The organism is Intrasporangium calvum DSM 43043, from assembly GCF_000184685.1.
In the GTDB taxonomy this organism is placed as follows: Bacteria; Actinomycetota; Actinomycetes; order Actinomycetales; family Dermatophilaceae; genus Intrasporangium; species Intrasporangium calvum.
On the sequence record NC_014830.1, the window covers coordinates 3,818,136 to 3,833,165 of the forward strand.

A 15,030-nucleotide genomic window follows, 5' to 3' on the forward strand; every position below is an offset into this window, starting at 1 on the left:
CCTCGGGGGCAGTGGAGAGTGCTCGACGATCAGTCCTCGGGAATGATGAACGTCTGGCCCGGGAAGATCAGGTCCGGGTTCTTGATGTGGTTGATTCGCGCGATCTCGCGCCACGAGACGCCGTAGCGCTCGCCGATCTCACTCAGGGTGTCGCCCTTCTTGACCGTGTACTTGCGGTGCTTCGGCTCGTCGTCGTGCTTCGCGGCGGGCTTGGTGGCCGGCTTCGGCTTGGTCGTCTCGGTCGGTGCCTCGGCCTGGGGCGGCGCGGGCTTGCCCGACCGGGCCGCGGCCTCGTCGGCGGCGGCCTTGGCCTCCTCCGCCTTCTGCTTCGCGACGGCAGCCGCCGCATCGGCCTCCTTCTTGGCCTCTGCAGCCTTCTCGGCCGACTCGGTCCTGGCCTTCTCCTCAGCCTCCTTGGCCTTGGCCGCGGCCTCGTCAGCTGCCTTCTTGGCCTCTTCGACGGCGTTGTCGTCGTCGTCGATTCCGAGGGCGTCCTTCAGACTGTCCAGAAATCCCATGGGGGTCCTCTCATCTGCTCGCGCGCGGGGCGGGCTGCCCCGTGGCGGATCTTCGACGCTAGCCGCATCCGGAGCGCCGATGGCCCTTCCGGGCCCGGCGATCTGCCTTGATCCGGGAGATTCGCCCGGATCAGGGCCTTGGCATCAGGGCCTTGGCATCAGGAGGTGACGGCTCCGACCCGGGCACGCCGGGTGATGTCGGCACAGTCGAGGCAGATCTCCTCGGGAATGAGGCCGAGTCGCATGAGCTGGCCGAACAGGACGCAGCCGACGCAGACGCCCAGGATCGACTCGAGGGCCGGGAAGACCACCATGACGACGGTGACCGCCACCAGCGCGACGAGCGCTCCGCTCGACCCGGTGGACCCGTGGACCAGCCAGAGGACCGTGGCGGCGAGGGTGAGGACCGCCCCGATCGAGGCGGCGAACCGCTTCGGCGCCCCGGCCGTCGGGCGGCGGGGTGCGGAGACCCGGGGCCGCACCCACGCTTGGACGAGCCGAGCGACGGGGCTGGCCTGCGGGCCGAGGGCGGCCCGGAGCGTGAAGTCGACCGCGAGCACGGCGAGGAGCCACCACTGCTGCGTCGCGAGCGTGGCGGTGGAGATGACGAGGACGACACCGGCGACGAGGCGCACCGTGACGTCGTCCACCACCGACGGGAAGCGAGAGAAACTCATACTCCATTATGCATTGCATAAGGGTCACTTATGAACGGTGTATCGCTTCGTGGACGTCTCCGCTGGTCTGTCGAGCTCCGAGCGCGTGGCCCGGGCCGGGCCGAGGTGCTCGACGACGTGGAAGCCGAGGTCGATGAGGAGCTTGCCCCCCATGAGGACGGTGATCGCGGAGACGTCGTCGACGATCCCGCTGCCCGGGCCACCCATGAGGACGAACCCGCCGATGACGGTGATGTGCAGCGCGAGCAGCCGGGGGTAGGGCGCGGTCATCGCCCACTCCGCGGTGGCCCGGGTCCGCTCCTGGCGGCCGAACCAGTGCAGACCCAGCGAGAGCGCATGGCTGAAGAGGATGAGGGCAGCGGCGGCGGCCCAGTCGAGGAGCCGTCCCTGCAGGCCCACCCGGGCGATGAGGACCGCTGACAACACACCGTGCACTGCGGTGAACGCCCCGAACCGCAACCCGAAGAGGCGCGCGCGGTCCCGGTCGCCGGTGACCCACGAGCGGGCCCGACTCGCGTGGGCCGGGTCCCGCACGGTGAGGAGGCGGACCATCGTCGTGAACCAGACGACGAGGTTCTCGACCCAGTAGAGGAGCAGGGCGTCGCCGACGCCGAACCGCCCCTCGAGAACGGCCCAGATGGGCAGGAGGTTGGCAAGGACGAGCACCACCGCGCTGAGCAGACGCGACCCGCCGGCGGGAAGCCGCCGACCGAGCCGCACCATGAGCTCCACGCCGAGGATCCGCAGGAGGAGGGCCACGGCCAGCATGCTGCCACAGTCGGCGACGGTCGGCGCGGCGAGAGCGCCCGGGCCGCCGGACCCGGGCGCCCCGCAGGAGTCAGTCCGTGGGCCGGAGCACCCGCATCGTCGCCACCGCGACGACGACGAACAGGGCGGCGCCCACGCCTGCCACGACGTTGAGACTCGTCGTGAAGGCACCCTCGGCCACGGCCAGCAGCTCGTGCGCCGCCGCCGCCGGAAGGTGGGCCGCGGCCTGGGCGGCGCCCGCGAGCGAGTCGAGCGCGACGGTCGTGGCGCTGGAAGGGTGCTCAGCGGCATACGGCTGGAGCTCGCCCCGGTAGACGAACGCGGCGAGCGAACCCAGCCCGGCGACGCCCACCGCGATGCCGAACTCGCCCGACGTCTCCGAGAGCGAGGCCACCGACCCGGCGCGCTCCGGCGGCGCGGACTGCATCATCACGGACATCGTCAGCGTCGACGGCAGCATGATGCCGAACGACGTCAACACCATCCCGGCGACGAGGAGCCCGAGCCCCGCGGCCGGACCGACCTGCGTGTAGAGGGACAGTCCGGCCGCGCAGACCGCCAGACCGCCCGCCATCGTCCGCCCCGTCCCGAGCCGACGCGCGACGGACGCCGACGAGGCCGACCCGACGAGCAGCGCGAGGTTGGCCGGGAGCATCCACAGCCCCGCGCCCAAGGGGTCGAGCCCGGCGACGAGCTGGAGCCACTGCGTGCTGAGGAACGACACCCCCGCCATGACGACCCCTCCGACGAGCATGGCCGCGAGAGCCGTCGAGAAGGCCCGGCTGCGGAACAGCGCGAGGTCGACGAGCGGGTTCTCGATGCGGCGCTGCCGACGGAAGAACAGCACCCCCACGGCGAGCCCCGCGACGAGCGTGACGCCCGCCGTGGCCGAGTTGCTGCCGCGAGCGATCTCCTTGAAGCCGTGGATCATCGGCAGGATGGCCGCGAGCGAGAGGACGGAGCTCGTCAGGTCGAGGCGCGCACCCGTCCGTCGGTCGGACTCGGGGAGGACCAGGTGCCCGACCACCACGAGAAGCACCATGAAGGGGACACCGAGGAGGAACGCCGAACCCCACCAGAAGTGCTGCAGGAGGAGCCCACCCACGAGGGGGCCGGCCGCCATGCCCCCCATGAAGCAGCTGTACCAGATGCCGATCGCCGTCATCATCGACTTCTCGTCGGTGAAGATGGTCCGGATCAGCCCCATCGTCGACGGCATCAGCGTCGCCCCGGCCATCCCGAGGACCGCCCGCCAGAGGACGAGCTGCCCCGGGGACGCGGCATACGCCGCACCGACGCTCGCGAGGCCGAAGGCCACGGCCCCGACGAGGAGGAGCCGCTTGCGCCCGATCCGGTCGCCGACGGCGCCCATCGTCACGAGGAAACCGGCGAGGACGAACGAGTAGATGTCGAGCATCCACAGCTGCTGCGTGGTGCTCGCGCCCAGGTCAGCGGCCAGGGCCGGAAGCGCGAGGTAGAGCACGCTCACGTCGAGGCTGAGCAGGAGCGCCGTCAGCGCGAGGACGCCGAGGGCGACCCATTGGCGGGGGCCCGGCCTGCTCGGCTCGGCGGTCGGCTCGGGGGTGTGCTGGCCACGCCCAACGGGAGCGAGGCGGGATGTCTCGGTGGTCGTGTCGCTCATGGGAGTTCCTCCGGTCAGGTGGGGCATCACTGCGTTCACCTGTGTGTCGACCGGGGAGTCCAGTACTCGACACGACCACCGAGACCTTCTCGCGAGAGTCCTGCTGGTCAGATCATCGTCGCGTCACGAGACGGCGCCGATGACCTCCTTCTCCTCCGCGAAGTGGCACGCGCTCGGGTGGTCGGACCCGGGCCGAACCGTGAGCGGGGGCTCCTCCAGCGCGCAGATCTCCTGAGCCTTCCAGCACCGGGTCCGGAACCGGCAGCCCGACGGCGGGTTGGCCGGCGACGGGACGTCACCTTCCAGGATGATCTGGGTCCGGCGGCCCCGGAGGCTCGGGTCCGGCACCGGCACAGCCGAGAGCAGCGCCTGGCTGTACGGGTGCGTCGTGTGCTCGTAGATCTCGTCCTCGTTGCCCGTCTCGATGACCTTGCCGAGGTACATCACGGCGACCCGGTCGGCGATGTGACGGACGACCGACAGGTCGTGGGCGATGAAGACGTACGCGAGGCCGAACTCCTCCTGCAACCGCTCGAGGAGGTTGACCACCTGCGCCTGGATCGAGACGTCGAGGGCGCTGACCGGCTCGTCACAGATGATGATCTCGGGGTTGAGCGCGAGCGCCCGGGCGATCCCGATCCGCTGCCGCTGGCCGCCCGAGAACTGGTGCGGGTAGCGGTTGATGTGGTCGGCGTTGAGGCCGACCAGATCGATGAGCTCGCGAACCCGCGTCATCCGACCCTTCTTCGGCACCACCTCGGGGTGGATGTCGAACGGCTCGCCGATGATGTCCCCGACCGTCATGCGGGGGTTCAGCGAGGTGTACGGGTCCTGCATCACCATCTGGATGTTGCGACGGACCGCGCGCATGTCGCGGTGCGAGACCGTGGAGAGGTCCTTGCCCTTGAGCATGATCGTGCCCTCGGTCGGAGCCTCCAGCCCGACGAGGAGCCGGGCCAGCGTCGACTTGCCGCAGCCCGACTCGCCGACGACGCCGAGCGTCTCGCCACGGCGCAGCTGGATGTCGACGCCGTCGACGGCGCGAACCGCGCCGACCTGCTTCTTGAACACGATGCCCTGCGTCAGCGGGTAGTGCTTCCGCAGGCCGTGGGTCTCGAGAACGACCTCTCCGATCTTGTTCGGGGCGTCGGTCATGAGTCGATGACCTCCCTCCAGTAGTGGCAGGCCGCAATTCGGTTGACGTCGACGTCGTAGTGCGGCGGCTCCGGCGGAACCTTGCAGTTGTCCTGTGCGAACCGGCACCGCGGGTGGAACGCGCAGCCGGGCGGAATGTTCGTCAGCACGGGCGGAAGGCCCTTGATGACGCTCAGCTGCTGCCCCTTCAGGTCGACGCGCGGGATCGACTCCAGCAGCGCCTTCGTGTAGGGGTGGGCCGGCCGTGCGTAGATGTCCCCGACGGGAGCGTCCTCGACGACGCGGCCGGCGTACATCACCGAGATCGAGTCGGCGACGTCGGCGACCACCCCCATGTCGTGGGTGATCAGGATGAGACTCATGTTGTGTTCGCGCTGCAGCTCGGACAACAGATCCATGACCTGCGCCTGCACCGTGACGTCGAGAGCGGTCGTCGGCTCGTCCGCGATGAGGATCTCGGGCTCGAGAGCGAGCGCCATCGCGATCATGACGCGCTGGCGCATCCCACCCGAGAACTGGTGCGGGAAGTCGTTGACGCGCTGCTTCGCTGCCGGGATCTTGACCATGTCGAGCAGCTCGACGGCCTTGGCCTTCGACGCCTGACGGGACATGCCACGGTGCTTCCGGTAGAGCTCCCCGAGCTGGAACCCCACCGTGAAGACGGGGTTCAGCGCCGAGAGCGCGTCCTGGAAGATCATCGCGATGTGGTTGGCCCGCACGCGCCGACGGTCCTCGTCGGAGAGCTTGAGCAGGTCGACCCCGCGGTACAGGATCTCACCGTGGGTGATCTCGGCAGGCGGGCTGTCGAGAATCCCCATGATGGCCTGCGCCGTGACGCTCTTTCCCGAACCGGACTCGCCGAGGATCGCTCGGGTCTCGCCCTGGTCGAGGACGAAGTTCATGCCGTTGACGGCATGCGCCTTCCCACTCGTCGTGTGGAACAGGACGTGCAGGTTGCGGACCTCGAGCGGCGGGGCCGTCATGTCGAGCTGGCTCAGGAACCGGGCCGTCGAGGGGGACTTGACGGAGGTTTCGGTGGTCATCCGGTCACCGCATCTTCGGGTCGAGGGCGTCGCGCAGCGCGTCACCCATGAGGATGAAGCTGAGCACGGTGCCGATGAGCAGAGTCGTCGGGAAGATCAACAGCCACGGTGCCTCGAGGAAGTACACCTGGTGATCGGTGATCATGATCCCCCAGGACTCCTCGGGCGGCTGGAGACCGACTCCCAGGAAGGTCAGCGTCGCCTCGGCGGCGACGAAGCTGCCGAGCGCGATGGTGGCCAGGACGGTCACCGGCGCGACCGCGTTGGGCAGGATGTGCCGGAGCATGATCCGGACGTTGCCGGCGCCCAGCGACCTCGCCGCGAGGACGTAGTCGAGGTTCTTCGCCGACAGCACCGCGCCGCGCATCACTCGGGCGATCGTCGTCCACCCGAGGATCACGAGGACCATCGTGATGGTGAGGATGTTCTGCACCTTCACGACCGTGAGGAACACGAGCGCGCCGAGGAGGAACGGCAGCGACAGGAAGATGTCGACCACGCGGGAGATGATCGTGTCCGCCCAGCCGCCGTAGTAGCCGGCGAGCAGGCCGAGGATGCCGCCGATGAGGACGATGCCCACGGTGGCACCGATGGCGATCGACAGCGACGGCTGCGCGCCATAGATGGCATGCGAGTAGTAGTCACACCCGAGGATGTTGAACCCGAACGGGTGCCCGTCCTGGGGAGGCTGCCGGCTCCGACTGATCAGGCAGTCCCGAGGGTCCTGGTCGGTCCACAACGTCGGGAAGATCGCCATCGAGCCCACGACGAGGATGTAGAGGGACGACAGGACGAAGATCGGGTTGCGGATGAGCTGCTTGCGGGCGTCGCTCCACAGGCTGGCGTTCCCGCCCGAGGTCCCCGTCGACTCCGAGGTGGGCCCCTGGAGGGCGGGCTGGTCCGCGGTGGCGGATGGTAACAGGTCACTCATGTTCTTCTCCGCTCACTCGTATCGGATGCGTGGGTCGAGGACGGCATACAGGATGTCGACCAGGAGGTTCGCGACCAGGAAGATCAGCGCCGCGAGCGTGACGATCCCGATGACGACACTGGCATCGCCGGTTCGTGCGCTCTGGGCCGCGACCCGACCGATGCCGGGCACGTTGAAGATCGTCTCGGTGACGACCGCCCCGCCCATGAGGACACCCAGGTCGACGCCGAGCGAGGTGACGACGGGGATGAGTGAGTTGCGCAGCGTGTGCACGCCGGTGATCCGGCGCGGCAGCAGGCCCTTGGCCCGAGCGGTCCGGACGTAGTCGGCGCGGACGTTCTCGACCATGCTCGTGCGAGTCAGCCGGGCGGTGACCGCGAGGCTGGTCGCCCCCAGGACGAGGCCCGGGATGACGAGGCTGGCCCACGGATACTCGGGTTTGTACCCAGCGGCGAGGAAGCCCCTCGAGATGATTTCCGGGAAGTTCGGGTCAGCGCGCAGCTGGTTGCCGAACTTCACCGCGACGAACTCGCGGATGACGATGCCGAGGACGAAGATCGGCACCGCGATGATCAGGGTCGTCGAGATCTTGACGAAGTAGTCGATGAAGCCACCGCTGCGCAGGCCCGCCAGGACGCCGGCCAGGACGCCGACGACGGCCTCGAAGACGAAGGCGATGAGGGCGATGCGAACGGTGTAGGGCAGCGCGGCACCGATGATGTCGGTGACCTCACGTTGGCCCGACAAGCTGATGCCGAAGTCCCACTGGGCGATGTTGACGAGGCGGTCACCGAAGAGGCCGATGCACGGGTTGCCCGTCTGGGTGAGACAGGGATCGTTCAGGTTCAGGCGCTCGGAGAGCGCCGCCATCATTGCGGGCGTTGGCGTGCGGTCGCCGAACAACGCCCGGACCGGGTTACCGGTCAGCTGGATACCAAGGGATGTGAGGTAGTGCAGCAGGAACATCGTGCCGAGCACGGTCGGGATGAACTGAAGCACCCGCCGTATGACATATCTCCCCACGGTGGGGTCTCCTATCGACGTGCGGTGGCGGCGACGACCCTACTCGGGGTCGCCGCCGCCACCAAGTCTGGATCTGGTCAGCTGGGTAGGACGGGGATCACTTCTGCTTGAGCGTGATCTTGCCGTACTCAGCGTCGGAGATCTTGTTCCAGACGAACTTGTCAACGTTGGAGCTGTACAGCGCCGCGGTCTTGCTGAACCACATCGGGATGACGGGGATGTCCTCGCCGAGGATGTCCTCCGCTGCCTGGTACTTCGCGATCGCTTCCTCGACGTTCGCGGCGGAGTCACCCTCGGTGATCAGCTTGTCGAAGTCGGGGTTGGCGTACGTGGAGTTGTTGCTCGAGGCACCCGTGCCGTAGAGCGGCTTGAGGTAGGTCTCGATGACGGGGTAGTCCGGGCCCCAGCCGAGGCGGAACGGGCCGGTGAACTTCTTGGCGTCTGCCGTGGCGAGGTACTCCGGGAACTGGAGGTTCACGCGGATGTCGTAGTCGATGCCGAGGGCGGCCTTGATCTGGTCACCAACAGCCTGGAGCCACTTCTCGTGACCGGCGCCGGCGTTGGCCCACAGGGTCATCTTGCCGCTCTTCCAGCCACCAGCCTCCTGAAGGAGCTGCTTGGCCTTCGCGACGTCCTGCTTGCAGTACTTGCAGACGTCGGGACGGAAGCCCTCGAAGGTCGGGGCGACGAAGCCCGTTGCGGCGGTGAAGCGACCGTCGAACACGGCGTCGATGATCGGCTGCCGGTCGATGGCCAGCGACAGGGCCTGACGGACGCGCTTGTCCTTGTACTCGTCGCGGTAGAGCGGCAGGCCGACGTAGGTGAAGGAGTCGCCCGGCGCCTCGTACATGAGGTCGCCGTACTGGGCCTTGGCCTCCTTGTAGCGAGCCGGCGGGATGGTGTACATCACGTCGATCTCGCCGGCCTGGTAGGCGGCGTAGCCGGCGTCGACGTCAGCGTAGATCTTGTAGGACAGCTTGTCGGCCATCCCCTTCTCGTCGCCCTTCCACGTGTCGCTCCGGACGAGAGTGACGCCGACGTTGTGCTCCCACTTGCCGTCGATCTTGTAGGGGCCGTTGCCGATGGGCGTCTCGTTGCAGACCTTCGTGTCCTTGATGCAGGCATCTGCCATCGGGAAGAAGCCCGAGTAGCCCATGGTCACCGGGAAGGCCGCGAAGGGCTCCGACAGCTCGACGGTGAACTCGGTGTCGCTGACCTTCTTGAGGCCGGAGAGCTCCTTGGCCTTGGGCTCCGGGGCCGTCTTGGGGCCGTCGCCGTCCGGGTCGGAGGAGGTCATGTCGTCGATGCCGGCGATGCGGCTCATGAAGTAGGCGTTGTTCTGCGCGTTGGGCGAGTAGGCGGCGTAGTTCCACGCACGGATGAACGCGTCGGAGTTGACGGGCTCGCCGTTCTCGAACGTGTAGCCGGGCTTGAGCTTGACCGTCCAGTTCTTCTGGTCGCTCGACTCGATCGACTCCGCGAGGTCCATCTCGGCCTCACCGGTCTCGGCGTTGTACTTGACGAGACCGCGGTACAGCTGGCGGATGACGAGAATGGACGGCTCGTCGTCGCCTGCAGTGGGGAGCAGGAACGCGGGCTCAGAAGCGTAGATCCGAAGATCCCCACCCTGCGCGCCGGTTGCCGCTCCGGTGCCACCATTCGTCGTACCTGGCGTGGGCGTCTCGCTGCTGCTGCTGCACGCTGCCACCGCCATCATGGTCATTGCGGTTGCGACCGCGATAGTCGCGGACCTGCGAACCTTCATCGGCTCCTCCTTGTGAAACCCCGGGGATGACTGGGGGTTGGGGACACACTTGCACCGGATCGGGCGAGTGAGGCACCTCAGCCCCGTCCTGTTATGGAAGCGTTGTCAACGGGGTGTCCAGATCGTGACCTCCCCGAAGCGTCCCCACCCGCTGCCTGAGCGCCCCGACCAGGGCTCCGGCAGGCGCGTTCGGCCCGCCCCCGGCCCCGTGCGCCGGACCCCGCCCGCCGGCGCACGCCCCCTACGCTGGAGCGCATGTCCCTTCACATCGGCGCCCACGTGGACCAGGAAGATCCCGTGGCCGAGGCCCGGGCCCGCCATGCCACGCTCTCGCAGTTCTTCCTCGGCGACCCACAGAGCTACAAGGGCCCGGTCGTGCGCCACGCCGGTGGGGCAGCGGGCCTCAGGGCGGCGGCCGAGACGGCCGGAGTCGACCTCTACGTCCACGCGCCCTACCCGATCAACGTCGCGAGCCTGAACAACCGGATCCGCATTCCCGGCCGCAAGCTCCTCCAGCAGCACCTGCTCGCTGCCGCCGAGATCGGCGCCAAGGGCGTGATCGTCCATGGCGGGCACCTCGGCGTCGACGAGGACAGCGCCCGGGGTTTCGACAACTGGCGCAAGTGCATCGACGGGCTCGAGATGCCCGTGCCGCTCCTCATCGAGAACACGGCCGGCGGCGACCATGCGATGGCTCGCCGGCTCGAGGCGATCGCTCGGCTCTGGGACGCGATCGGCACGGCCAGCGGTGGCGACACGGTCGGGTTCTGTCTCGACACGTGTCACGCGCACGCGGGAGGCAACGACCTCGGGACCATCGTGGACCGGGTCAAGGCGATCACCGGTCGGATCGACCTCGTGCACGCGAACGACTCCCGGGACGCCTTCGACAGTGGTGCCGACCGGCACACCAACCTCGGTTCGGGCCACATCGACGCCGCCGCCCTTGCCGACGTGGTCCGCGCCGCGAGCGCCCCGGTCGTGTGTGAGACGCCGGGGGGCCGGGAGGGGCAGTCGGCCGACATCGAGTGGCTCCGCACCCGGCTCACCTGACATCGAAAGAGCAGTTCATCCCCCCGCGCGTGGGCTCACCCTCCACGGGGACCCGGGGCAAACTGCTCTTTCGATGCCTTCGGGGGATGGGTCAGTCGGTGGCGCGCCGGTTGAAGGCGCGGATCGACAGTGGGGCCAGCACCAGGGTCAGGGCGATGGCCCACAGGATGGTCGACACGATCGGGTGGTGGAGCGGCAGCGCAGCCTCGGGCGGCGGCGGTGGCGCGTTGCCCCAGAGCTCTCGCATCGCCTGGACGAGCGACGAGATCGGGTTCCACTCCGCAACGGTCCGCAGGAACGGCACCATCCGCTCGGTCGGTGCGAAGGTGTTGGCGAGGAAGGTCAGGGGGAAGATCGCGGTGAACATGACCCCTTGCACCGCCTCGGCGGTCTTGAGCGCCGAGCCGGCCAGGATGCCGAACCAGATCATCGCGAACCCGAAGAGCAGGAGGAGCGCGAAGCCGAGCACCGCGTCGCCGAGCCCGGACCGGATGCGCCAGCCGATGACGAGCCCGGTCACGGCCATCACGACGACGCCGATGCTCGAGTGGATCAGGCTCGAGATGCTGCGGCCGATGAGCACGGAGGCTCGGGAGATGGGCAGCGACCGGAAGCGGTCCATGATGCCCTTGTTGATGTCGTTGGTGAGGCCGATGGCGACGATGAAGCAGGAGAAGGCCATCGTCTGCGCCATGATCCGCGGCAGCATCCACTCGCGGTAGCGGCCGAGCTGGCCGTCGCGATCGACCCGAACCGTTTGACGAGGTGCTCTGCCTCGATGGCCGGGCCGTTGAACCGCTCGCGGGCCGGCCGCGCACGCGTGGTGATGGTCATCTGGGTCCCTGTCCGTGGAGGTGTGGCGACCGACGCTACGGGCGCACACTGACAGCCTAAAGACGGTGTGCACGCCGTCAACATGTTTCTGCGGCGGGCGCGGGAGCCACCCACCCAGTCGTATGCCGCTGGGCTGGCTGCCGAGACATGATCGGCTGCGCCCCCTCCCGCCCAACGCAACCCGTCGGTAACCTGACGACCACGCGGGCCCCAGCCCAGCGGCATCCGACCTGAGGAGAGGTTCCATGGAGACCGACGTCGTCGTCGTGGGGGCCGGGCTCGCCGGCCTCGCCGCCACCGCGGAGCTCGCCGAGGCAGGCAAGCGGGTGGTGCTCGTGGAGCAGGAGGGCGAGCAGTCGTTCGGCGGGCAGGCGTTCTGGAGCTTCGGCGGCCTCTTCCTCGTCGACAGCCCGGAGCAGCGGCGGATGGGCGTCCGGGACAGCCTCGAGCTCGCGACCCAGGACTGGATGGGGAGTGCGGGGTTCGACCGGGAGGAGGATCTGTGGCCGAAGCGGTGGGCCGAGGCCTACCTCGACTTCGCTGCGGGCGAGAAGCGGTCGTGGCTGCGCCAGCAGGGGCACCGCTTCTTCCCGGTCGTCGGGTGGGCGGAGCGAGGGGACGGGCGGGCGGACGGGCACGGCAACTCGGTGCCTCGGTTCCACGTCACCTGGGGCACCGGCCCCGGGCTCGTCGAGCCCTTCGAGCGCCGGGTGCGCGAGGGCGTGGCCCGCGGACTGGTCACCTTCGCCTTCCGGCACCGGGTGGACGAGCTGGTCCTCACCTCCGGCGCGGTCACCGGCGTGCGGGGCCGGCTGCTCGCCCCGGACGACGCCCCGCGGGGCCGGGCGACGAGCCGCGACGAGACCGGCGACTTCGAGATCACCGCGCAGGCGGTCATCGTCACGAGCGGCGGGATCGGCGGCAACCACGACCTCGTCCGACGAGCCTGGCCCGCGCGGCTCGGCACGCCTCCGGCCCGGATGGTCGCCGGCGTCCCGGCGCACGTCGACGGAAGGATGGTCGGCATCACCGAGGCGGCGGGCGGACGGGTCATCAACCCGGACCGGATGTGGCACTACACCGAGGGCCTGCGCAACTGGGACCCGATCTGGGAGAACCACGGCATCCGGGTCCTGCCCGGGCCTTCGTCGCTCTGGCTCGACGCGCGGGGGCGACGGCTGCCCCCGCCGTTCTTCCCCGGGTTCGACACGCTCGGGACGCTCCGGCACCTGATGTCGACGGGTTACGACTACTCGTGGTTCGTCCTGACGCAGAAGATCATCGAGAAGGAGTTCGCGCTGTCGGGGTCCGAGCAGAACCCGGACCTCACCGGCAAGGACGTGCGCCAGGTCCTCGGACGGGTGAAGAAGGGCGCGCCCGGTCCGGTCGAGGCGTTCAAGCAGCACGGCGAGGACTTCGTCGTCGCCGCGACCGTCGAGGAGCTCGTGCCCCGGATGAACGCTCTCGTCGGCGACGCCCTGCTCGACACGGGCGAGGTGCGGCGGACCATCGTGGCCCGGGACAACGAGATCGCCAACAGCTTCTCCAAGGACGCCCAGGTCACCGCGATCCGCGGCGCCCGGAACTACCGCGGGGACAAGCTGATCCGGGTCGCGACTCCGCACCGGCTGCTCGACCCCAAGGCAGGCCCGCTCATCGCGGTCCGCCTCAACATCCTGACGCGCAAGACGCTCGGGGGTCTCGAGACCGACCTGTCCGCACGCGTCCTGAGGTCGGGCGGCGAGCCGCTGGCAGGGGTCTATGCCGCCGGCGAGGTGGCCGGCTTCGGCGGCGGTGGGATGCACGGGTACAACTCGCTCGAGGGGACCTTCCTCGGCGGGTGCCTCTTCAGCGGACGGACGGCTGGGCGGGCGGTGGCGGCGGCGCTGTAGCCGCGAGTTCGTTTGAGGTAAAACGCGATTCGATGAGACGGGCGGTTGCCTGACGCGGTCCGCGTGGGCTAGGATCGAACACGTGATCGACATCCAGGGGGGTCCGGACCGGGCGGTGGCGCGGCCCGGCGACGACCCACTGGGCGCCGCTGACCTGGACGGGCTGGTCGCGGTGCTGGCCCTGCTCGACGGGGATGCCGGGGCCGCCGATGATGCAGGTCGCGTCGACCAGCTCGACGCCCTGGAGCGCGTCAAGGCGGCCTGTGCCGCTGCGCAGGTGCGGATCACGGCGCGGTTCGTGGACTCACAGGCCACGGTCGCCGAGGACCACCGGGCACGGGCCGCGGAGCGGTCGGCCGCCAACGACTTCGAGGGCTGGCGGGCGAAGCGAGAGCTGGCGCGTCGGTCCGAGTTCGAGCCGGTCAGCCTGGATCCGCGGGCCGTCCGAGCAGCCGGTGCGCGGCGGCGCGGGACCTTCGACCGGGCCGGCATCGCTGCGCAGGTCGGCCTGGCGCGGCACGAGTCCCCCGCTCGTGGGGCACGACTGGCCACCATCGCCTTGTCCCTGTCACGGGACCTGCCCCACACCCTGGCCGCCCTGGGTGAGGGCCTGCTCGTCGAGCGGCGCGCGGAGCTCGTCGCCCGGCTCACCAGCCATCTCGACCGTGACCAGCGGGGCGAGGTCGACGCCGAGGTCATCGGCGGGGCCGGTGCAGCGGTCCGGACGTGGGGTGACCGGGAGCTGGAGCAACGCATCCGGGCCTGCGCCGACCGGATCGACGCGGCCGCGGCCGTCGCCCGAGCACGCACGGCAGAGTCGGAGCGGCGAGTGACCCTGCGACCGATCCCCGACACCATGGCCATCGTCTCGGCGGTCCTCCCGGTCCGGGAGGCAGTGGCGGTCCACGCCGCGCTCACCCGCGCGGCCGACCGGGCCAAGGGCGAGGGCGACGACCGGAGCCGCGGGCAGGTCATGGCGGACACCCTGGTCGACCGCGTCGTCCGGTCCGTCGCTGCGACCACCGCCTCGGGCGAGGCACCCCCCGACCAGCCGGCGGACGGGCCGGCGGACGGGCCCGTCGAGGTGCAGATCGTCATCACCGACCGCGCCCTCCTCGCCGGTGCCGACACTCCGGCCCACATCCCCGGCTACGGCCCGGTGCCCGCCGGCTGGGCCCGTGAGCTGCTGACGCGCAGCCTCGCCGACGACGTCATCGCCGCTGGCAGCCCGCCTCGCCCAGGCGCTCCGCCTCCCCACCGGGCTCACGAGCGGGCCAAGGTCTGGTTGCGCCGGCTCTACACCCATCCCCACACCGGGGCCCTCGTGGCCATGGAGTCCAAGCGACGACTCTTCCCACCCGGGTTGCGCCGCTTGATCATTGCCCGAGACGGCACCTGCCGGACCCCGTGGTGCGATGCGCCGATCCGTCACGTCGACCACGTCCGGGCCCACCGCACCGGAGGCACCACCAGCGAGCGCAACGGCCAGGGACTCTGCGTGCGCTGCAACCTCGTCAAGGAGCAGGCCGGCTGGCATGCCCGAGTGACCGACCCGGGCCACTCGAGCGGCAGCGAGCAGCCGCACGCGGTCACGCTGACGACGCCGACCGGTCACCGTCACACGACGGCCGCGCCACCGGTGCTGCCGGGCACTGCCTCCACGCGGTCGGACAGCCCCCTGGAGTCCCACCTCGCCCACCTGCTGGCGAGCTGACTCCCGGAAGCGAGC

General features: G+C 69.6%; 13 protein-coding genes. 3 read left to right on the plus strand and 10 right to left on the minus strand.

Annotation, left to right across the window (positions count from 1 at the left end; translation table 11 throughout):
* Positions 1-29: 29 nt before the first annotated feature.
* The 9 genes from INTCA_RS19680 to INTCA_RS17410 form a co-directional block, all read right to left on the minus strand.
* Positions 30-518, minus strand: coding sequence for a LysM peptidoglycan-binding domain-containing protein (locus INTCA_RS19680; RefSeq protein WP_013494235.1), 489 nt, complete (start codon positions 516-518; stop codon positions 30-32).
* Between the two features lie 158 nt (positions 519-676).
* Complete coding sequence (locus tag INTCA_RS17375) at positions 677-1,195, minus strand: DUF4395 domain-containing protein (RefSeq protein ID WP_013494236.1); 519 nt, start codon at positions 1,193-1,195, stop codon at positions 677-679.
* A 24-nt stretch (positions 1,196-1,219) separates the two neighbouring features.
* Positions 1,220-1,963, minus strand: a complete 744-nt coding sequence (locus tag INTCA_RS17380; RefSeq protein WP_013494237.1) for a DUF6498-containing protein — start codon at positions 1,961-1,963, stop codon at positions 1,220-1,222.
* Positions 1,964-2,033: 70 nt separating this feature from the next.
* A complete protein-coding gene (locus INTCA_RS17385; RefSeq protein WP_013494238.1) occupies positions 2,034-3,605 on the minus strand; it encodes an MFS transporter in 1,572 nt (523 codons plus the stop codon).
* Between the two features lie 123 nt (positions 3,606-3,728).
* Positions 3,729-4,760: an ABC transporter ATP-binding protein gene (locus tag INTCA_RS17390; RefSeq protein ID WP_013494239.1), complete on the minus strand. Its 1,032-nt coding sequence runs from the start codon at positions 4,758-4,760 to the stop codon at positions 3,729-3,731.
* Positions 4,757-5,803, minus strand: a complete 1,047-nt coding sequence (locus tag INTCA_RS17395) for an ABC transporter ATP-binding protein (protein ID WP_013494240.1) — start codon at positions 5,801-5,803, stop codon at positions 4,757-4,759. Before INTCA_RS17395 ends, INTCA_RS17390 begins: the two co-directional genes overlap by 4 nt.
* 4 nt (positions 5,804-5,807) lie before the next feature.
* Positions 5,808-6,734: an ABC transporter permease gene (locus INTCA_RS17400; protein ID WP_013494241.1), complete on the minus strand. Its 927-nt coding sequence runs from the start codon at positions 6,732-6,734 to the stop codon at positions 5,808-5,810.
* 12 nt (positions 6,735-6,746) lie between these two features.
* Positions 6,747-7,733 (minus strand): ABC transporter permease, encoded by a 987-nt coding sequence (locus tag INTCA_RS17405; RefSeq protein WP_234423830.1) that lies wholly within the window; start codon positions 7,731-7,733, stop codon positions 6,747-6,749.
* Between the two features lie 121 nt (positions 7,734-7,854).
* Entirely contained in the window at positions 7,855-9,522 is a 1,668-nt protein-coding gene (locus INTCA_RS17410; protein WP_013494243.1) for a peptide ABC transporter substrate-binding protein, read from the minus strand.
* Positions 9,523-9,777: 255 nt separating this feature from the next.
* Here INTCA_RS17410 and INTCA_RS17415 point away from each other — a divergent pair, with 255 nt between their 5' ends.
* Positions 9,778-10,575, plus strand: coding sequence for a deoxyribonuclease IV (locus tag INTCA_RS17415; RefSeq protein WP_013494244.1), 798 nt, complete (start codon positions 9,778-9,780; stop codon positions 10,573-10,575).
* A 91-nt stretch (positions 10,576-10,666) separates the two neighbouring features.
* Here the strand turns inward: INTCA_RS17415 and INTCA_RS20410 are convergent, their stop codons facing one another.
* Complete coding sequence (locus INTCA_RS20410) at positions 10,667-11,284, minus strand: ABC transporter permease (protein WP_083807937.1); 618 nt, start codon at positions 11,282-11,284, stop codon at positions 10,667-10,669.
* A 370-nt stretch (positions 11,285-11,654) separates the two neighbouring features.
* On the opposite strand from INTCA_RS20410, the gene INTCA_RS17425 reads away from it, so the two are divergent.
* Positions 11,655-13,301 carry an FAD-binding dehydrogenase gene (locus INTCA_RS17425; protein ID WP_013494246.1) on the plus strand — a complete coding sequence of 549 codons (1,647 nt, stop codon included), beginning with the start codon at positions 11,655-11,657 and terminating at the stop codon, positions 13,299-13,301.
* A gap of 82 nt (positions 13,302-13,383) precedes the next feature.
* On the plus strand, positions 13,384-15,015 hold the full coding sequence (locus tag INTCA_RS17430; RefSeq protein ID WP_013494247.1) for an HNH endonuclease: 1,632 nt from the start codon (positions 13,384-13,386) through the stop codon (positions 15,013-15,015).
* Positions 15,016-15,030: the final 15 nt, after the last annotated feature.

Coding starts and splice junctions, on each gene's coding strand:
- INTCA_RS17390 (WP_013494239.1), bottom strand. CDS start 4,760: ATGACCGACGCCCCGAACAAGATCGGAGAGGTCGTTCTCGAGACCCAC.
- INTCA_RS17375 (WP_013494236.1), bottom strand. CDS start 1,195: ATGAGTTTCTCTCGCTTCCCGTCGGTGGTGGACGACGTCACGGTGCGC.
- INTCA_RS17395 (WP_013494240.1), bottom strand. CDS start 5,803: ATGACCACCGAAACCTCCGTCAAGTCCCCCTCGACGGCCCGGTTCCTG.
- INTCA_RS17415 (WP_013494244.1), top strand. CDS start 9,778: ATGTCCCTTCACATCGGCGCCCACGTGGACCAGGAAGATCCCGTGGCC.
- INTCA_RS17385 (WP_013494238.1), bottom strand. CDS start 3,605: ATGAGCGACACGACCACCGAGACATCCCGCCTCGCTCCCGTTGGGCGT.
- INTCA_RS17410 (WP_013494243.1), bottom strand. CDS start 9,522: ATGAAGGTTCGCAGGTCCGCGACTATCGCGGTCGCAACCGCAATGACC.
- INTCA_RS17380 (WP_013494237.1), bottom strand. CDS start 1,963: ATGCTGGCCGTGGCCCTCCTCCTGCGGATCCTCGGCGTGGAGCTCATG.
- INTCA_RS17425 (WP_013494246.1), top strand. CDS start 11,655: ATGGAGACCGACGTCGTCGTCGTGGGGGCCGGGCTCGCCGGCCTCGCC.
- INTCA_RS19680 (WP_013494235.1), bottom strand. CDS start 518: ATGGGATTTCTGGACAGTCTGAAGGACGCCCTCGGAATCGACGACGAC.
- INTCA_RS17400 (WP_013494241.1), bottom strand. CDS start 6,734: ATGAGTGACCTGTTACCATCCGCCACCGCGGACCAGCCCGCCCTCCAG.
- INTCA_RS20410 (WP_083807937.1), bottom strand. CDS start 11,284: ATGCTGCCGCGGATCATGGCGCAGACGATGGCCTTCTCCTGCTTCATC.